This is a genomic window from Streptomyces sp. NPDC024555 (assembly GCF_055559335.1).
In genome coordinates, this window is sequence record NZ_JBVHKV010000005.1 from 39,590 (window position 1) to 57,759 (window position 18,170).

17 protein-coding genes and 1 pseudogene are annotated in these 18,170 nt (G+C 72.0%); 10 read left to right on the forward strand and 8 right to left on the reverse strand.

What is annotated here, in order from left to right; all coding sequences use genetic code 11:
• The first annotated feature begins 104 nt into the window (after window positions 1–104).
• On the forward strand, window positions 105–554 hold the full coding sequence (locus ACZ4FH_RS09785; RefSeq protein WP_467303583.1) for a spore-associated protein: 450 nt from the start codon (window positions 105–107) through the stop codon (window positions 552–554).
• A gap of 52 nt (window positions 555–606) precedes the next feature.
• Here the strand turns inward: ACZ4FH_RS09785 and ACZ4FH_RS09790 are convergent, their stop codons facing one another.
• Window positions 607–762 (reverse strand): hypothetical protein, encoded by a 156-nt coding sequence (locus ACZ4FH_RS09790; RefSeq protein ID WP_467303584.1) that lies wholly within the window; start codon window positions 760–762, stop codon window positions 607–609.
• Between the two features lie 182 nt (window positions 763–944).
• On the opposite strand from ACZ4FH_RS09790, the pseudogene ACZ4FH_RS09795 reads away from it, so the two are divergent.
• Window positions 945–1,097 (forward strand): annotated as a pseudogene (locus tag ACZ4FH_RS09795) (IS5/IS1182 family transposase); the annotation flags it as partial.
• Between the two features lie 69 nt (window positions 1,098–1,166).
• Here the strand turns inward: ACZ4FH_RS09795 and ACZ4FH_RS09800 are convergent.
• Together ACZ4FH_RS09800 and ACZ4FH_RS09805 are read right to left on the reverse strand one after the other, a co-directional pair.
• Window positions 1,167–2,603, reverse strand: coding sequence for an MATE family efflux transporter (locus ACZ4FH_RS09800; protein WP_467303585.1), 1,437 nt, complete (start codon window positions 2,601–2,603; stop codon window positions 1,167–1,169).
• A complete protein-coding gene (locus ACZ4FH_RS09805; protein ID WP_467303586.1) occupies window positions 2,600–3,610 on the reverse strand; it encodes a phosphotransferase family protein in 1,011 nt (336 codons plus the stop codon). Before ACZ4FH_RS09805 ends, ACZ4FH_RS09800 begins: the two co-directional genes overlap by 4 nt.
• A gap of 784 nt (window positions 3,611–4,394) precedes the next feature.
• On the opposite strand from ACZ4FH_RS09805, the gene ACZ4FH_RS09810 reads away from it, so the two are divergent.
• The 4 genes from ACZ4FH_RS09810 (at window position 4,395) to ACZ4FH_RS09825 (ending at window position 7,992) form a co-directional block, all read left to right on the forward strand.
• Window positions 4,395–5,267 (forward strand): universal stress protein, encoded by an 873-nt coding sequence (locus tag ACZ4FH_RS09810; protein WP_467303587.1) that lies wholly within the window; start codon window positions 4,395–4,397, stop codon window positions 5,265–5,267.
• A gap of 1,206 nt (window positions 5,268–6,473) precedes the next feature.
• A complete protein-coding gene (gene panD, locus ACZ4FH_RS09815; protein WP_467303588.1) occupies window positions 6,474–6,899 on the forward strand; it encodes an aspartate 1-decarboxylase in 426 nt (141 codons plus the stop codon).
• Window positions 6,900–6,929: 30 nt separating this feature from the next.
• Window positions 6,930–7,292: a GNAT family N-acetyltransferase gene (locus ACZ4FH_RS09820; RefSeq protein WP_467303589.1), complete on the forward strand. Its 363-nt coding sequence runs from the start codon at window positions 6,930–6,932 to the stop codon at window positions 7,290–7,292.
• Window positions 7,293–7,356: 64 nt separating this feature from the next.
• Window positions 7,357–7,992, forward strand: a complete 636-nt coding sequence (locus ACZ4FH_RS09825; protein ID WP_467303590.1) for an arylsulfatase — start codon at window positions 7,357–7,359, stop codon at window positions 7,990–7,992.
• Window positions 7,993–8,678: 686 nt separating this feature from the next.
• On the opposite strand, the gene ACZ4FH_RS09830 is transcribed toward ACZ4FH_RS09825, so the two are convergent.
• The 3 genes from ACZ4FH_RS09830 to ACZ4FH_RS09840 form a co-directional block, all read right to left on the reverse strand.
• Window positions 8,679–9,476 (reverse strand): family 1 encapsulin nanocompartment shell protein, encoded by a 798-nt coding sequence (locus ACZ4FH_RS09830; protein ID WP_467303591.1) that lies wholly within the window; start codon window positions 9,474–9,476, stop codon window positions 8,679–8,681.
• On the reverse strand, window positions 9,476–10,549 hold the full coding sequence (locus ACZ4FH_RS09835) for a Dyp-type peroxidase (protein WP_467303592.1): 1,074 nt from the start codon (window positions 10,547–10,549) through the stop codon (window positions 9,476–9,478). Before ACZ4FH_RS09835 ends, ACZ4FH_RS09830 begins: the two co-directional genes overlap by 1 nt.
• A gap of 205 nt (window positions 10,550–10,754) precedes the next feature.
• The gene (locus tag ACZ4FH_RS09840) at window positions 10,755–11,360 is read right to left on the reverse strand and encodes a DinB family protein (protein ID WP_467303593.1); all 606 of its coding nucleotides are present in this window, start codon (window positions 11,358–11,360) and stop codon (window positions 10,755–10,757) included.
• A gap of 190 nt (window positions 11,361–11,550) precedes the next feature.
• Here ACZ4FH_RS09840 and ACZ4FH_RS09845 point away from each other — a divergent pair, with 190 nt between their 5' ends.
• Entirely contained in the window at window positions 11,551–12,489 is a 939-nt protein-coding gene (locus ACZ4FH_RS09845) for a MerR family transcriptional regulator (RefSeq protein ID WP_467303594.1), read from the forward strand.
• A gap of 119 nt (window positions 12,490–12,608) precedes the next feature.
• On the opposite strand, the gene ACZ4FH_RS09850 is transcribed toward ACZ4FH_RS09845, so the two are convergent.
• Window positions 12,609–13,568, reverse strand: a complete 960-nt coding sequence (locus ACZ4FH_RS09850; protein ID WP_467303597.1) for a LysR family transcriptional regulator — start codon at window positions 13,566–13,568, stop codon at window positions 12,609–12,611.
• A gap of 136 nt (window positions 13,569–13,704) precedes the next feature.
• Here ACZ4FH_RS09850 and ACZ4FH_RS09855 point away from each other — a divergent pair, with 136 nt between their 5' ends.
• The 3 genes from ACZ4FH_RS09855 to ACZ4FH_RS09865 all read left to right on the forward strand — a co-directional run bounded on the left by ACZ4FH_RS09855 (window position 13,705) and on the right by ACZ4FH_RS09865 (window position 16,509).
• A complete protein-coding gene (locus tag ACZ4FH_RS09855; RefSeq protein WP_467303598.1) occupies window positions 13,705–14,400 on the forward strand; it encodes a type 1 glutamine amidotransferase domain-containing protein in 696 nt (231 codons plus the stop codon).
• 187 nt (window positions 14,401–14,587) lie between these two features.
• On the forward strand, window positions 14,588–15,808 hold the full coding sequence (locus ACZ4FH_RS09860; RefSeq protein ID WP_467303600.1) for a chitinase: 1,221 nt from the start codon (window positions 14,588–14,590) through the stop codon (window positions 15,806–15,808).
• A 77-nt stretch (window positions 15,809–15,885) separates the two neighbouring features.
• On the forward strand, window positions 15,886–16,509 hold the full coding sequence (locus ACZ4FH_RS09865) for a class I SAM-dependent methyltransferase (RefSeq protein ID WP_467303602.1): 624 nt from the start codon (window positions 15,886–15,888) through the stop codon (window positions 16,507–16,509).
• Window positions 16,510–16,530: 21 nt separating this feature from the next.
• On the opposite strand, the gene gndA is transcribed toward ACZ4FH_RS09865, so the two are convergent.
• Window positions 16,531–17,970 (reverse strand): NADP-dependent phosphogluconate dehydrogenase, encoded by a 1,440-nt coding sequence (gene gndA / locus ACZ4FH_RS09870; protein ID WP_467303603.1) that lies wholly within the window; start codon window positions 17,968–17,970, stop codon window positions 16,531–16,533.
• Window positions 17,971–18,170 lie beyond the last annotated feature (200 nt).

The following is an 18,170-nucleotide window of genomic DNA, read 5'->3' on the forward strand; positions in this document are numbered from 1 at the left end:
ATCACCAATCGTCAGGTCTCCGGTCATTCGCGTACAACCAGCCGTGCCCCCCGGATGTCCCAACAAGTGGGAGCAAAAGACTCCTGGAACTCCAAGGGGGAAATATGCGAAACATCCGTACTCTCGCCGCCGCCGGGGCCCTGACCACCCTCATGGTGGGCGCGGCGGCCGCCCTCGGCCCGACCGCGTCCGCCGCGCCCAACACCACCCCGCAGAAGGTCTGCGGGAGCTCGTACAAGACCGTCAACTCGGCAGCCATCGGTTCCCTCGGCACGGTCTACCTGACGTACAACGCGACGAACGGCAAGAACTGTGTCGTGACGATCCGGTCCACCCCCGGCGTCGCGAAGGACATGTCGGCGTACCTCTACGTCCCCGACACCGACGCGTCGGCGAGCGACTACGGGAGCTACACGTCGTACGCCGGTCCGGCCTACGTCTACGGCAAGGGCCACTGCGTCAGCTGGGGCGGCCACATCGCCAATGTGTACGTGTCCGTGGAGAACTCCAACTGCGCCTCGTTCAAGGAACAGCGGACCCTCGAAGTCCGCTGATCCGCGCCGCTCACCGGCCCGCCCCCGGCTCCCACCGGGGGCGGGCCGCTCCTCACCAGAACGTGACGGTCACCGGAGCGTGGGCGTCGCGCTTCGGCAGGGTGACGGTCAGCGTCTTCGATCCCGCGCCCCACGTGTACGCCTGAGCGGACAGGTGCGTCCCGCTCGCGGGGACCCGCTGCGGCGCGTGGTTGGCCTTGACCGACAAGGTCCACGCGCGGTCCTTCGCCTGGCCCCGGAATGACCCCTTCGCCGGGACGACGGACACCGTGTGGCGTCCGCCGGACTCCTTGAAACGATCGGCGTCCGCACCGCACGCTGGGCCACCTCATGCGCCTGCTCAGCGGCTGCATCGTCTCGGTGAGCGACTACGGGTGAGGTACCGAAAACGATGAGGAACGGTACAAGCGACGCAACACCGTCGAACGGGTCGTGAACAGGCTCAAGAACTTCCGCGCAGTGGCTACGCGGTATGGCAAGCGCGGCTATGCGTTCCTCGGTACCGTCTCAGCTGCGGCTTTCATCGTGTGGCTCCGCTCATGACCGGCCACTGTGCTCAAGTCGAGTGCGGAAGCTCTGCCGACCGCGGCAAACAGGATGAGTGGCAGCTCCTTATCGCATCTCACCAGGGTTCTTGCCAGGGCATTGAGGTGCTCCTGGTGAAAGGTCCTGGTGGTGTGTGCGGCGCAGGATGAGCGTCGCTGCGGTGGCCGAGAGGACCGCGGACGCGGGGAAGCTGAGCCAGAGCCATGGTGTTCCCAGCAGGCTGAGGGTGAGCAGGAGCGGGACGTGGATGGCGAGGACCGAGCCGATGGAGATCGCGAATGAGGGGCGGGCCGGTCCGCGTGCCTGGAAGGAGGTGGCGATCAGTGCTGTCACCCCGGCGAGGGGGTGGCTGAGGGCTATGAGGCGGAGCACCCGGGCGGTCGTCTCCGCCGCGTTCTGGTCGTCGGTGAAGGCAGTGGCGAGCGGGTCGGCCGCCGCGAGAAGGACGAGGCAGGCGGCTGTCCCGTAGAGGGCGGTTGCGCGCAGCGCGAGGACCCGGGTGCGTTCGGTGCGGGCGATCAGGCCACGGCCTGCGTTGTAGCCGATGAGCGGTTGCATGCCCTGGGCGATGCCGGTCTGGGGCGTGAGGGCGAACGTGGTGACGCGGACGGAGGTGGCGTACGCGCTGAGGGCGGCCGGGTCGCCGATGGCCGCAAGGCGGTTGTTGGTGATGAACATGATGAGGGTGTTGCCGAGGCCGGCGAGGAAGGACGGGGCACCGACCGCGACCAGTTCGCGCAGGGTCGGGCCGTGCGGCCGCAGGTCGGCGAGAGTGATGCGGTAGGGGCGGTCGCGTTGGAGGGAGAAGAACCACAGGCTCATCGCCATGGAGACGCCCTGGCCGCCGACCGTTGCCGCGGCTGCGCCGCGCACTCCCCAGTCGAGGCCGAAGATCAGCAGTGGGTCGAGTGCCAGCTGGCACAGGACCGGGACAATCCACAGCGGGGCGGAGAAGCGCAGGCGTCCCTCGGCCCGGACCAGGCTGGAGAATCCGGTGGCGGTGATGGCCCCGGACAGCATGATCAGCGCATAGTCGTGGGCATGGCCGCGGACCTCACCCCGGGCTCCGAGCAGGGTGAGGAGCGGGTCGAGCAGGAGCAGGCCGAGGATGGTGATGGCGATCGACGATGCCCAGTAGACGAGGAAGGTGTTGGCGGCGGCCCGCGCCGCCTGCCGCGGGTTTCCGGCGCCGAGGCTGCGCGAGACCATGGACGCGCCGCCGGCGCCGACCGTGGTGGAGACGGCGCCGAGGATCAGCAGCACGGGCGCCACGACGTTCACGGCCACCAGCGCGTCGGGGCCTACCCCTCGGGAGACGAACCAGGCGTTGGTCAGGGCATAGATGCCGTAGGTGGCCACCGACATGGTGGTGTGGGCGCTGGTGCTCCACAGCAGTCGGCCGACCGGCCGGCTGCCGAGCGCCGCCGTGTGGTCGAGGCGCCCGGCACGCTCCTCCTCGTCGACCGCTCTGTGCGGGGCGGCCTCTTCGTCCGCTCCCGTCAACGGGGCAGGGGGCTGTGGCCGAACTGGTACATCAGCAGGTCGAGTTGTTCGCGGCCGAAGTCGTACGTCGCGGTGTCCTGATGGCCGCGGTACCGGGTCTCGATGATCATGCTGACGACCATGCACAGGGAGTACAGCCGCCGGCGTACGCGCTGTGAGGCGGACAGCTCCCCGATCCCGTATCCGTGCATGAAGTCTGTCGGGTCCCCGAAGGCCGGCAGGTCGATGCCCGAGAATCCGGCCTCCATCAGCGGATCCCCGTAGATGGCCCGCTCGTGGTCGAGGACCGCGACGATCCGCCCGTTCCTGATCATCGAGTTCTTGGTCCAGAGGTCGATTTCGACGAACCGCGGTTCGGTCACCTCGTCCAGGACGGTCGCGTTCTTGCCGAGAACGGCGCGGATCTCGTCGTAGTCCCGGCCGAGGTCGACGCCGACGCGCGCACCGTCCGAAAGAGTGACCTCCATCAGCCTGCTGAACGCCTCACGCCAGGTCGCCGAGCCGGGACCCCGCAGTGGCCCGAAGTGGGGCCCCACCATCGTGTTGAGCTCCCGGTTGAGCGCGCCCAGCTCCCGGCCGCCCGCGACGACGACCTCGTCCGGGAGCTTTCCCTGGGAGCCGGCGATGCCGAAGTTGTCCGCGTCGACGTACTCCATGAAGAAGTAGTCGGCATCAACCAGTTCCCGGGAGAGGTCGGCGTGGTCGACCCGGGGTATCGGCACCTGGGTGTGGTCACGGACCAGTGACATGGCGGCGAGCTCGTTGCGCATCATCTCGTGCTCGCGGGTGAGCACCGCCACGTCGGCGGGTGGCGCGATCTTCAGCACCGCCTGCTGTCCGTCGCGGAGCCGGATCCGGTAGGCCACGTTGAACCAGCCGTGCGTGATCTCCTCGGCGAAGTCGTCGCCCTCCGGTACCTGGGCGGTTCCGTACGATCGCTCGATCATCGCCCGCAGCGTCTGGAGCGGCTGCCGGTTCTTGGTGATGCTCTCGGTCACAGCTTTCACGAACGTTTCCTTCGGGCGCGGCGCTACGGACCAGTCCGGGGTGACCTGGCATCTCAAGGGGCGACCGGACACGTCGAACCGTACTATGGGAGCGCTCCCATCCGATCGTCGGCCACTTCCTTGCACGGGACGAGCACCGAGATCGGTACCTGCCCCCTCGCCCGCAGGCGAGCGCGAGCCGAGGCGCCCGCGCAGGCCGGATGACCACCGCCGCTACCAGAACCGGCGGTCTGCGGTCCTCAAGGGCGGCCTTCAGCCGAGCGGTCGGGACCACGGCGATGCCGTTATTTCTGCTCAGCATTTCCTGATCCCACTCATCGGCAACCGCCTCCCGAACGCGTCGGCACACGCCGCCCCTGGAAGCCAACGAAGCCACATGGGTGACCGACACTCAGCAAGTCCTTGACGCGGATCCGCACCGGCCCCGGGCGGGTGCCCGGTAGCGCGTCCGTGCGGCGTCGGTCGACCGGTCGTCGACGCCCGCGTCGCTCGCAGGTGCGAGCCCGAGTGCCGGCCGAGCTGGTCCGGATCGTGGTCCGGGAACACGGCCGTGCGCTCGAAGGAGTCCAGGCGTGACACGGTCGTTTTGCGACATCGGAATCCGGACGCGTCATCAGGGGCGAAAGGGGCGAACAGCCTACTCTTCGACGAGCGCCCGCCGGTCCGGCGGGCGGGGACGGTGCCGCGCCCCTGCGCGAACGCGCCTGGTGCCGGGCTCCTGTCCGAACCCCGCTCGGACCGGCGCGGCGGGCCTGTTGCCGACCGCTATCTGCGAGGAGATCTCGTGCATCACCCCGTCATCGCCGGAATCGACGGCACGCCGGACAGTCTGCTCGCGGCCGGCTGGGCTGCCGGTGAGGCCCGCCGCCGGGGCGCGCCGCTTCTGCTGCTGCACGGGCACGATCCGTCCTTCCTCGCCGACGCCGACACTGAACGCCGGGCCGGCGAGCAGGCTCTGGCGGGTGCCCTGGCCTGGGTGCGCGAGCACTTCGACGACGTCGAGGTCGGTTCCGAACTGGCCGACCTGCCGGCGGCCGATCTGCTGGCGGAGCGGGGCGACGGGGCCCGGATGATCGTTGTCGGGTCCCGCAGACCGGGACCGGTGACCGGATTCCTCCTCGGGTCGGTCGGCCTGCGCGTAGCGAGCCGGGCCTCCTGCCCCGTGGTGCTGATCCGCGGCGGCGAGGCTGCCGGGCGTTCACGGAAGGGGGAGGTCGTGGCAGGCGTCCCCGAGGCGGCTCACGAGGCGGAGGCGGTCCTGGACTTCGCCTTCCGGACGGCGGACGCGCACGGTGTCCCGCTGCGGGCGGCGCGGGCATGGGACCTGCCCGCCATGTTCAGGAACCGGACCGGTGCCCTGGGACTGTCGGACAGGCCTGCCGAGCTGGAGGAGGAGCACCGCCGGGCACTGCTCGCCCTCCTGAAGCCGTGGAGCCGGCGCTATCCCTCCGTCACCGTGACCGAGCACACGCAAGTGGGGTTCGCCGCCGAGATGCTGGTCTCTCTGGCTGCCGGCGCCCAGCTCCTGGTGGTCGGGCGCAGCAGCGGTGGCAGCCGGTACCTGGGGCACGTCGTCCACTCGGTACTCCATTTCGCCAACGCCCCCGTCGCTGTCGTCCCCGTCGCTGTCGTCCCCACGAAGACACAGGCCGACTGAGGCCACAGCGGGGCAGGACGTCTCCTGGCCCCTTTTGCGCTGCCGGTGGTCAGCAGCCGGTGGCCGGAGCGGGCGCCGACCCGCGGCCCGGCGGCTCCCGTGGTGTGTCCGGGAGGTCCCGCGGGCCGTGCCGCACACAGGCGTCGGCGAGGGCAGGCAGGACGGCGGGAACGGCGAGCACCACCAGTCCCGCACCGAGGACGAGCAGGGCGCGGGGCCGTACCGGGGACTGCCCGCGCACCGTACGGGTACGGCCGTGGCCGGGGTCGTCGTCACGTCGACGCGTCCGAGGCGTGCCGTCCCCGGGCCACGAAGGAACTCGGACTGCAGACTGCGGCACGACGCGCCACCAGCGCGGTGTGCTGGTGAGCGCGGTTGGCCGCCGAGCCGACCGATGCCTCGACTCCTTGTGCCGATGGGGCCGAGGCAGTAGCTGTCACAGAACCATGACGTGCGGGGTCACAACCAGCGGCTGGGACGGCCTGTCGAACTGTGTGGGGCGGCAGGCTGATCCACCCGCCGTCCGCGGGACGCGGCATCCGGCCGCGCCGCTCACACACCCCTTTTGTAGAGAACCTTGGAGTTCCTTCCACGACCGAGTTTGTAGCCCTTCAAGCCCAGTTCGGCACCTCCCTGTAGACCCAGCTCTTCGACATGCTGAGCATCGAGGCGACCTCGGAGGTTTCCATGAGTACGGGTTCGGTTGGTTGACGCTCGAGTGATCGGCTGTCACCGGTGGAGTTCGCGCGCGATTCCATGGGTGGCTCCCTGAGGTTTGGTGCGGTGGTGATTGTGTTCTCGGTCTCCGCAGTTGGAAGCCTTTGTAGGCTTGCCAGCGTCGCGCCCTGGGTGGGCGAGTTCGCGCCCATAGTTATGCGTGTCGTCGGCTTTGAGAGGCCGGGATTCTCTGCTATGTGGTCACTTTGCGTCGTCGATTTTTTGCGGAGGTGGCCGCATCAGGGGACCGATGATCGCGTCTGGCCTCGAAGGCGCTGCGCCTATTCGTGGGGTGGTTGTCAGCTTGAGGTGGAGGAGTTGGGCCCAGCAGCCACTCCTGATGACATGTCAGAAAAGTCGGCAAGTGGTCAGCATCAGTCCTGAAAAACCTGACTGCAGCTACCCGGACCTACGCTTCGTTGTAAACTGCGGGAACAGCACTTGACCTGCAAAAACGCAGGCAGGGAGCCTAGGCCCAGGAGTACCTCAATGATACGAACGATATTCAAGTCCAAGATTCACCGCGCTACCGTCACCCAGGCCGACCTGCACTACGTGGGATCCGTCACGGTCGACGCGGAGCTGATGGAAGCCGCCGATCTGCTGCCCGGCGAGCTGGTCCACATCGTCGACATCGACAACGGGGCCCGGCTGGAGACGTACGTGATCGAGGGGGAGCGCGGTTCCGGGGTGATCGGGATCAACGGTGCCGCCGCGCATCTGGTGCACCCCGGTGATCTGGTCATCCTGATCAGCTACGCGCAGGTGGAGGATGCCGAGGCGCGGGCGTTCGTTCCGCGTATCGTCCATGTCGACGCGGGGAACCGGATCGTCGAGCTGGGGACCGACGCCTCCGCTCCCGTGCCGGGATCCGACACCGAGCGCAGTCCGCACGCCGTGCCCGCGGCGCGCTGAGGCGCTCCATTCAGCGAGGGAGCATCCGCCATGGCAGAGCAGACCGGACCGATCACGCCGGAGATCCGGGACGACCGGGCGGCGGGCAAACTGCTCGCGTACGTGGACGGTGAGGCCGCCGGGGTCATCGTCTACTTCGTGATGGACGGGACGCCCGCGGGGCTGGTCGCGGTGCACACCATCGTGGAGCCGGGGCACGAGGGCAAGGGCATCGGGGGCGCCCTGGTGAGGGAGTTCTACGCGATGGCCGGGCGCGAGGGCGTGCCCGTGGTGCCGCTCTGCCCGTACGCCGCGAAGTGGGCCTCGCGCCACCCCGAGGAGTCGCCCGTGGCACCGGCGGAGCTGGTCGAGCGGGCCAAGGCGCAGCTCGCCGAGCGTCCCGAGCTGTACTGACGCGTACACCTTCGCGTCCGGCGCCCCGGGGAACGTGTTCCGGGGGCGCCGGTAGCGTGTGCGGATGAGCCTTGTTCTGTTGCACACCTCGCCGGTGCACATTCCGGTCTTCGACGCCCTGCGCGACGCCCGCCATCCCGGGCTCGACCTGCGTCACCGCGTGTACGAGGACCTGCTCGGCCGGGCGGGCGCGCTCGGGCCGGACGCGGTGGCGGACGAGGTCGGGGCCGTGATCGAGGAGGCCTTCGCCACCGGGGCCGACGCCGTGCTCTGCACCTGTTCCACGCTCGGCGGCATCGCCGAGGCGGCCGGGGCCCGGCTGGGCCGCCCCGTGCTGCGCGTCGACCGGCCCATGGCGGCCGAGGCCGTACGGGCCCGCCGGATCACCGTGCTCGTCGCGCACCCCGCGACGGTGGAGCCGACCGGTGCCCTGCTCGCCGAGGAGGCGCACCGGGCCGGGGCCGAGGGCGCCGAGGTGCGCACCCTGGTGGTCGAGGGGGCCTGGGACCGTTTCGAGGCCGGTGACCGCGACGGTTATCTGGACCGGGTGGCCGCGGCGGCCGACACGGTGACCGACGCCGATGTGATCGTGCTGGCCCAGGTCTCGATGGCGGGCGCGGCGGACCGGACCTCCACCCGCATCCCCGTGCTGACCAGCCCCCGCGCCGGTCTCGACGCCGCGGCCGCAGTCGGGCACTGAGCCGGCCGGGGGAGGGGCGGACCACCCCACGTGTGGACTCGGCGGGCGAGGGCAGCCGCTCCGGGAGACGGTGGAAGAGAGCCACCGATGTCGACCGGAGGTCCGTGATGACCCACCCGTACCCCGACCCCGTCCCGCCGGCGCCGACCCCGGGACCGATGCCGGGCCCGCCCCAGCCGTTTCCGGAACCCACGCCGGTCCCGCCGGGCCCCGCCCCGACGCCGCCCTCGCCCACCCCGCCCGGACCGGCACCCGACCCGATTCCCCAGCCGCCCTCGCCCGACCCCGAGCCGGTGCCGCCGCCCGAACCGGAACCCTCACCGGTCGGCTGACCCGGCCCACCGCCCGCGACGACCCCCGAAACCGGGCCGAGCGCCCGCGTACGCCGAGCCGCGAGCCCCCTTACACCGGGCCGCTCTCCTCACCGGCCGAGAGGAGCCGACGGCCGGGCCGCACCCGCCCGGGACGCAGGGGGGCGGGGATCGTCCGGCTCGGCTCCTGCGCCGCGGGAGACGTCACCGGCGCGGCCGGTCACACGTTGCACGGCACCGCGCACCCCCGCCACGCGGCACCGGACGGTCTGCCGGACGGCGCCCGGTCGGCGCGCCCCCGAGCAGGGGGACGACGCCCGGACCGGGCCCCTGGCCGGGACGCCTGAGCCCGGTCGGCGTGCCCGATCCGCGCCGTCACGCGATGATCGGGACGACCGCCTCCGGGGTCAGCATCCGGAACGTGAACGACTGGTGGAAGTACAGCCGGATCTCCGTCGCGTCGTGGTCCTCGTAGCCGATGGCCAGGTCCTCGCCCAGGCAGAGTTCGAAGTCGCCGCCCCGGGTGGAGAGCAGGACGCCGCCCTTCACGGCGGGGGCCCACAGGATCGGGTCCTCCAGGAGCCGGGCGAGGTGGGTGAAGACGGGGTATCCGTGGTCGGAGGTCTCGGTCGCCTCGGTGTAGGCGTCCGCGCCGAGGAGGAGCCGGTACGGGCCGTCGACACCGGCGAGACGCAGCTGGGTCAGCGCCTGGCTGACGGTGGCCGGGTAGTCGCGGGCGTCGGCGGGCAGGGGGAGGGCCGTGTGCGAGGAGCCGTCGCGCAGACCGGTGATGCCGGCCGCCGCGTATCCGTCGATGATCGCCATGTCCTCGGCGAACGCGCAGGTACGGGCCGCGTCCTTGACCGGCTGCCAGTCGCTGTCGTCCGAGCCGCGCACCACGTCGTCCACGGCGGCCCGGGTCACGGTGAAGGGCACCCGCCACTCGACGACCGGCATCGACGTCCGGGCGTGGGCCAGGACGTCCGGCGTGGGCGGATCGATGTCCCGCAGATGACCGTCGCCCACCGCGGCCAGTGCCGGGCCTCCCGGATCACTGACGTCGACGACCCGGCGGCCGGCGAGATGACGGCTGAAGGTGCGCCGGGCCTCCTCTTCGATCTGGTCCCAGGCGGCCTGGGTGACGGGGGCGAGTTCGCGGTGGAGGTTGTTCATCACTGGGCGCTTTCTTGCAGGCTGCCGATGCGCAGCGAACCGTCCCGGACCACCGGCGCGGCCACCGGCCGCCCGCCCGCCGGGGCGGACGCCGGTTCCGGCCGGGGGAGGGCTTCCGCGGCACCGGGCAACGGCGGCGGGGCGCCGAGGAAGTCGGCGTCCGGGGTGTGGAAGAGCGTGCCGGTGACCGCGGTCGAGAAATCGAGGATGCGGTCGTGGGTCCCGGGAGGATCGCCCAGGAACATATTGCGGAGCATCCGCTCCGTGACGTCCGGGTCGGCGGCGAACCCGATGAAGTACGTGCCGAACTCGCCCTGCCCGAAGTGGCCGAACGGCATGTTGGCGCGCAGGATGTCCCGCTCGGTGCCGTCCGGGTCGGTGATCGTGTTGAGCGCGACGTGCGAGTCGGCGGGTTTCACGTCGTCGTCCAGTTCGACGTCGGTGAACTTGGTCCGGCCGATCACGCGTTCCTGCTCCTCCGTCGACAGCGCGTTCCACGCGGTCAGATCGTGCAGGTACTTCTGCACGATGACGTAGCTGCCGCCGGCGAACGCAGGGTCCTCGTCGCCCACCAGCGCCGCCGCACGCGCGTCGTCGCCCACCGGGTTCTCGGTGCCGTCGACGAAGCCGAGCAGATCGCGGTGGTCGAGGTAGCGGAACCCGTGCGTCTCGTCGACGATCTTCACCGCGTCACCGAGTCGGTCCGTGAGCCGCGAGGCCCACTCCCAGCACACGTCCATCCGCTCGGCCCGGATGTGGAACAGCAGATCGCCCGGGGTGGCCGGGGCGTGATGGCGGGCGCCGTGCAGTTCGCGGAAGGGGTGCAGCGCGGCCGGTCGGGGGCCGGAGAACAGCCGGTCCCAGGCGTCGGAGCCGAAACCGGTCACACAGACGAGCCCGGCCGACGGATAGCGGAAGTCGATCGAGCGGGCGAACGCCGCCAGGTCCGGCAGTGCCTCGTGCACCACCTGCTCCCCGCCCGGCTCGATCGTGGCGACCAGAATCAGGGCCGCACTGGTCAGGGGCGAGACGACCGGCTGTGCCGCCGGCGTTTCCCCGGGAGTCTCGGACATGCGGCGGCTCCATGCGCTGGCTCGGCGACGACGGCGTGCGCCCGCGACCTCGTCGCGGACGTCGGGACCCGCTGCCACTTACCCACGTCCGGGACGCCACCGCATCCCCGGCTCACCCGTTCGGGCGACCCCGGAACCCGTCCCTGCCTCCTCACCTTCATCCCGCCCCTCAGCCTCGGCCACATCCCGGCCGCCCCGGCAGCTGTCACCCCACGCCCCCGTCGATCCGCTCGCGCAGCAGGTCGGCGTGGCCGTTGTGGCGGGCGTACTCCTCGATCATGTGGACCAGCACCCACCGCAGCTCCTTCGACGCACCCTCGTCGAGCGCGCGGGTGTCAGGCCCCGGCGCCCCGGCCACGAACCGCTCGGCGAACGCCACCTCGGCGCGCCAGGACGCCCAGGCCTCCGCGACGACCCCGGGATCGGCCACCGCCCCGGTGAAGGCGGCGTCGCGGTCGGCCTCGGTCCGGTAGGGGCGCTGTTCGTCCCGGCCCGCCATCACCCGACGGAACCAGTGCGCCTCCACCCCCGCCAGATGGCGCACCAGACCCAGCAGGGACAGGGGCGACGGCTCAACGGCACGCCTCGCCATGGCCTCCGCGTCGAGGCCGGAGCACGTCAGCTCCAGGGTGCGGCGCTGGTCGCGCAGACAGTCGGCCAGGGTGTCGTACTCACCCCGGAGCCCGCCGATGGCCCGCGGCTCGCCCTCCGGGTGCGCGACCCCGCCGTGCCGAGGGAATTGCCGGGCGGGGCAGCTCCCCGGCACGGTACCGGCGGGGTGTGTCGCGGTGGGTGCGTCGGTGTCGGGCATGGGCCCGATCATGACCGCCCGCCGCCAGGAGCACCACGGAGATACGGACCCGCCGGCTGTACGGGGGAGGTGTGTCCCGGACCTGCCACGTCCCCGGCCACGGGCGCCCAGCGCGTACGGCCCGCCCCTGGCCACGTACGCCTCCACCCCCCTTGTGTCTCCCCCGGGGGGAGACGGCACTGTGGGGCCCATGAACGGCGACGCGCATCTCTCGATCGGCGAGCTGGCCCGGCGGACCGGGCTCACGGTCAAGGCCGTGCGCTCGTACTCGGACCGGGGCATCGTGCCGCCCGCCGGGCGCACTCCGGCGGGTTACCGGCGTTACGGCGCCGAGGCCGTGGCCCGGTTGCGGTGGGTGCGGACGCTGCGGGCGCTCGGGGTCGGTCTGGCGACGATCCGGGAGGCACTGGACCGGGGCACCCCGCCCGGCGAGATCGCGGCGGCGCATGCGGCGGAGCTCGCCGGGCGGATCCGGGAGCTGGGTGCGCGGCGGGCCGTTCTGATGACCGCCGCGGAACGCGACGCGACCCCCGAGGAGTGGGAACTGATGCATCGACTGGCCGCACTGACCGAGGACGAACGGCAGGCGCTGACCGGGGCGTTCCTGGACGAGGTGTTCGGCGACCTGGGCAGGGCCCCCGGTCTGCCGGGCGTCGCCCGGTCGATGACGCCGCAGATGGCCGAGGACCCGGCCGAGGCGGAGGTGGCGGCCTGGATCGAGCTGGCCGAACTCTCCGGCGACGCCGCGTTCCGGGAGCTCATGGGCCGGATCGTCGACCATCACGTCGGTGACCGGGCCGTGCACGCCGACGGCGTGCCGAGGCCGGGTCCGGAGACGGTGGTGTGCGCGCTCGCCGCTCCGGCGCACCGGGCGGGCGTCGCTCCCGGATCCGCGCGGGCGCGGTCCGTCGTGGACGCGGTGACGGCCTCGTACGCGACCCACTGCGGCCGCCCCGACGACGCCGCGCTCCGGCAGCGGCTGCTGGACCGGCTGGAGACCGTGCGCGATCCCCGGCGCGAGCGGTACGCCGAGCTGCTCGCCGTGGTCAACCGATGGCCCGCACCGGAGCCGCTCGGGCCCGAACTCGGTTGGTTCCAGGAGGCGTTGCGCGTCCGCGCGACCGGCTGAGTGCGGGGGCCGGGGGGCTTCCAGCCGCGCCCCGCGCGCAGCAGCTGCTCCCTCGGGAGTCCGGCGGGCTGCCAGTCACGCCCCCCGCGCAGCAGTTGCTCGCTCGGGAGTCCGGCGGGCTACCAGTCACGCCCCGCGCGCAGCAGGTGCTCGCTCACCCGCTCGACGTGCGGGTTGGCGGACGCACCGGGTCTGCGCACCAGATAGCCCGTGTTGATCGGCGGATCCTCGGGGTCGGCGAGCAGCACCAGGGCCCCCGAGGCCAGCTCGTCGGCGCAGAGGTAGCGGGGGAGCACCGTGAAGCCGGTCCCCGCGCGGACCACGGCCAGCACCCCGCGCAGATCGGGTACGGTCACGGCCGCCGTCCGGCCGAGGCGCCTGCCGAACACATGGCGCCAGTAGCGGCGGGCGATCGGCAGGTCCTCCGCGTACGTCACCAGCGGCAGCGCGTCGAGGGCGGCCGGGCCGTCGGCGGTGACGGCCGGTGCGCCCCCGGCGCGGGCGGCGGTGTCCGGCGCCGCCACCAGGACGAACTCCTCGTCCATCAGCGGAGCCGCGCTCAGCGCGCGTCCGCGCGGCCGGGTCGTGGCGATCACCAGATCGTGGTGGCCGGCGCGCAGCTCGTCGAGGAGCGGATCCGTGAGGCCCGGTGTCACCCGCAGGCGTACGCCGTCGGCCACCAGGGGTGCGAGTGCCGGAAGCGCGCGTACGCAGAGCAGTTCGGCCGGTCCGGCGAGCTGGACGGGGCCGGGCTCCGTCAGGGTGTCGGAGGCGTCGTCGCCCGTGACCGCGGCGAGGGCGTCGAGCGGGGCGCCGACCCGGGAGGCGAGGGTGTCCGCGTACGGCACCGGGACCACGCCCCGGGCACGTCGTTCGAACAGCTCACGGCCCAACTGCCTTTCCAGGGAGCGGATCTGGGCGGTGACGGTGGGCTGCGACAGTCCGAGCAGACGGGCTGCCCCGGTGAACGATCCCGCACGGTGGACCGCCAGAAAGGTCCGCAGCAGGGGGAGGTCCGGTGGGCCGGAGGCAGCCGTCTGCCGCATTCCCGTCATCCCATCGGATTCCCTATCGCTCATGCGGACGATCCTATTGGAGGAGCAGAGGTCTCGGGCCGTACGGTCGACGGCGTCGGCGCGCGGGCGGTCCACCGGCGGACCGCCCGGCGCACACCACCTCGGGGCGTCGCGCGCCCCGGCCACCGAGAGGCATGACATGGCAGAGATCCTTTTCGTGATGACCGGTTCCGACCACTGGACCCTGGCCGACGGCACGGTCCACCCGACCGGTTTCTGGGCGGAGGAGGCCGTCGCCCCCTACGAGCGGTTCACGGCGGCCGGTCACCGGATCACCGTCGCGACACCCGGGGGCGTGGTGCCCCAGGCGGACGCGGGCAGCCTGGCCGCCGAGGCCAACGGAGGCCAGGAGAACGCCGACCGGGTGGCCGCGACCCTGGCCGCGATGACCGAACTGCGGGCCCCGTTGAAGCTGGAGGAGGTCGACCCGGCGGAGTACGCGGCCGTGTTCTACCCGGGTGGCCACGGCCCGATGGAGGATCTGGCGGTCGACGCGGACTCCGGCCGGCTGCTGGTGCGGGCCCTGGACTCGGGGATGCCGCTCGGCGTCGTCTGCCACGCCCCCGCCGCCCTGCTCGCCGCGGTGCGGGGCGACGGCACCAACGCCTTCGCCGGGTACCGGCTCACCGGATTCACCAACGCGGAGGAGCGCCAGGCCGGATTCGCGGACCGGGCCAAGTGGCTGCTCCAGGACCGTCTGGTGGAGGCGGGCGCCGATTTCCGGGAGGGCGAGCCGTGGGCCCCGCACGTCGTCGCCGACCGCAACCTGGTCACCGGCCAGAACCCGGCGTCCTCGGCCCCGCTCGCCGACGAACTCCTCAAGCGGATCGCCTGACGACGGACGCGGGAGGCCGGCGGCCGGAACGGGGGCGCCCGGATCGGTCCGTACCGGGCGCGGGAAGGCGTCCCCCGCCCGGTCCGGGGCCGCAATCTTCAAGACTGAGCAATGGTCTAGGCCAACGCATTGACGTGAATGCGTCACGATTCGATTCTGGCGGAACCTTCTTCCGACAGGAGCCCCTATGAAGCGTCTTCGCGCTCTGCTCAGTGGTGCGGTCACGGCCGCGCTGGCCACCGCGGGCCTCGCCGCCTTCGCCGCTCAGCAGGCTTCGGGAGCCTCCGCAGCCGACACCGCGCTCAGCACCCGCTGGTACGCCGCCGCGCCCTATCTGATGCCCCACGACAACAACCCGCCCGACGCGGGCGCCATCATGGACGCCTCCGGGCTGAAGGCGTTCCAGCTGGCGTTCGTCCTCGCGCCCAACGGCGGAGGGTGCAGCCCGACCTGGGACGGGACCTCACCCGTCTCGACCGACACCGCCGTGGCCTCCGTCGTCGCCGCCATCCGGGCCAAGGGCGGGGACGTCTCGGTCTCCGCCGGCGGATACGGGGGCACCAAACTGGGCCAGACCTGCTCCGACGCCGCGTCCACCGCGGCCGCGTACCAGCAGGTCATCACCAAGTACCAGCTGAAGGCGATCGACTTCGACCTGGAGGAGCCGGAGTACGAGAACACGGCGGCCATCGCCCGCGAGATCGGCGCCGCCAAGATCCTCCAGCAGAACAACCCCGGCCTCTACGTCTCCGTCACCACCGCCGCCACCGCGGACGGCACCGGATGGTTCGGCAAGCAGATGCTCAACGAGGCCAAGGCGCAGGGCTTCACGCCCAACAACTTCTCCATCATGCCCTTTGACGGCGGCTTCAACGGCGCGGCCGCCCAGACCGCCGCCCTCACCAACTTCAACGCGATCCTGCGGTCCACCTTCGGCTGGGACGAGGCGACCGCGTACGCCCACGAGGGCTTCTCCGGCATGAACGGCCGCAGCGACACCGGTGAGTACTTCACCCAGGCCGACTTCCAGACCGTGCTGGACTTCGCCACCACGCACCACATGGACCGCTTCACCTTCTGGTCCCTCAACCGCGACCGCCAGTGCACCCCGCCGGACAACAACGGCAAGACCTCCGGCACCTGCAGCAGCGTGGCCCAGTCCGACTGGGACTTCGTGAAGTACGCCGTGCGGTTCGCCGGCGTCACCCCGCCCACCACCACGCCGCCCACCACACCCCCGCCCACCGGCACCTGCACCGCCGCCGCGTGGAACAGCGGGTCCGTCTACACCGGAGGCGCCACCGTCTCGTACGCGGGCCACACCTGGAAGGCCAAGTGGTGGACCCAGAACGAGACCCCCGGCTCCACCGGCGAATGGGGGGTCTGGCAGGACCTCGGGAGCTGCTGACCCCCTCCCGCCCGGCCCGGAGGAGCGAACGGTGCCGCTCCTCCGGGCCGTCGCGAGGCCCGTCTACAGTGGGCCGCATGAGCAACCGCTGGACGGAACTGACCGGAGACACCTCGGGAGAGGACTACGCCGCCCGCTTCGCGGCCCTGGCCCGCAGCGGCAAGGACGTCCACGGCGAGGCGAGCCTCTGCGCCGCCCTCGTGCCCGCAGGGGCCCGTGTGCTGGACGCCGGCTGCGGCACCGGCCGGGTCGCGATCCGGCTCACGGAACTGGGATACGACTGCGCCGGCGTGGACGTCGACGCCTCGATGCTGGCCGTCGCGCGCAAGCAGGCCCCCGCACTGCCCTGGTTCCACGCCGACCTCGCCACCCTCGACCCGGCCGCCCTCGGAATCGCCCCCGGCTTCGACCTCGTCGTCGCCGCGGGCAATGTGATGGCCCTCCTGGCCCCCGGCACCGAATCCGCCGTCGTCCACCGGCTCTCCGCGGCCCTGCGCCCCGGCGGTCTCCTCGTCGCCGGCTTCGGCCTGGACGCCGCCCACCTGCCCGTCCCGCCCGCCCTCACCCTCGCCGACTACGACGCCGCCTGCGCCACCGCCGGACTCACCCCCGTGGACCGCTTCGCCACCTGGGACGCCGCGCCGTACGACGGCGGCGGCTACGCGGTGAGCGTGCACCGCCGCCGGGACAGCACGGGCTGAGCCGGCGCCCCCCGGCGGCCGTCAGCGCTCGACCTCGCTCCGGTCGCCGCCCCACAGCGTGTGGAACGTGCCCTCCCGGTCCGTGCGGTGGTACGTGTGCGCGCCGAAGTAGTCGCGCTGGCCCTGGGTCAGGGCGGCGGGCAGCCGGTCGGCGCGCAGCGAGTCGTAGTACGCGAGGGCGGCGGCGAAGGCGGGAGTGGGGACGCCCTGGACGGCGGCGGTGGCGACGACCGCGCGCCAGTCGTCCTGGGCGGCGGCGATCTCCTCGGCGAAGCCCCGGTCGGAGAGCAGGCTCGGCAGGTCCGGCCGCTCCTCGTACGCACGGGTGATCCGGTCGAGGAACGCCGCCCGGATGATGCAGCCGCCGCGCCAGATCGCGGCCACCTTGCCGAGGTCGATGTCCCACGCGTACTGCTCGCTGCCCGCGGCGATCTCGTGGAAGCCCTGCGTATAGGCGACGATCTTGGAGGCGTACAGCGCCTGCTCGACCCGGTCGGCGAAGACGGCCGCGTCGTCCTCGCCCAGCGGGCGGGGCGACGGTCCCGCGAGATGGCGGGAGGCCGCGCGCAGCGCGGCGTGACCGGAGACCGAGCGGGCGAAGACCGCCTCCGCGATGCCCGACACCGGAACACCCAGATCCAGGGCGATCTGTACGGTCCAGCGGCCCGTGCCCTTCTGCTCCGCCCGGTCGAGCACCACGTCCACGAAGGGCCGGCCGGTCGCCGCGTCGACGTGCGCCAGGACGTCGGCGGTGATCTCGATCAGATAGGAGTCCAGGCGTCCGGTGTTCCACGTGCGGAAGATCTCCGCGATCCGCGCCGGCTCGTATCCGGCGACATCGCGGAGCAGCTGGTACGCCTCGCCGATGAGCTGCATGTCCGCGTACTCGATGCCGTTGTGCGTCATCTTCACGAAGTGCCCGGCGCCGTCCGGACCGATGTGCGTGACGCACGGGGCGCCGTCGTCGGCCTTCGCGGAAATCCTCTCCAGCATCGGCCCCAGCGCCGCGTACGACTCCTCGCTGCCGCCCGGCATGATGCTCGGTCCGTTCAGCGCGCCCTCCTCGCCGCCCGAGATGCCCGCGCCGACGAAGTGGATCCCGCGCCCGCGCAACTCCTGCTCCCGGCGCCGGGTGTCCTCGAAATGGGCGTTGCCACCGTCGATGAGGATGTCGCCCTCGTCCAGCAGCGGGGCGAACTCCTGGATGACCGCGTCCGTCGCCTCGCCCGCCTTGACCATCATCACCAGCCGGCGCGGGCGCTCCAGCGCCGCGACGAACTCCTCGGGCGTGTGCGCCGGGACGAACGCGCCCTCCTCGCCGAACTCCGCGACCAGCGCGTCCGTCTTCGCCGCCGTCCGGTTGTGCACGGCGACCGTGTAGCCGTTGCGGGCGAAGTTGCGGGCCAGGTTCCTGCCCATCACCGCGAGCCCGGTGACGCCGATCTGCGCAGTGCCGCTCATGGGTCCACACCTGCATTCCGTCGGGGGAGGCGGTGGTGCCGCCGGGGGAGGGGCGCGAGGGCGCCGCGCTGTCCAGTATGGATTCGGGGAACCGGGACGGCCTGTTCGCAGGCGCGGACGCGCACCGCCTCCCGGCGCGCCCGTTCCCTTGACACCTCCTCGGCCCCGACGCGACACTGACACGGCGAGGGAGAGCGCTC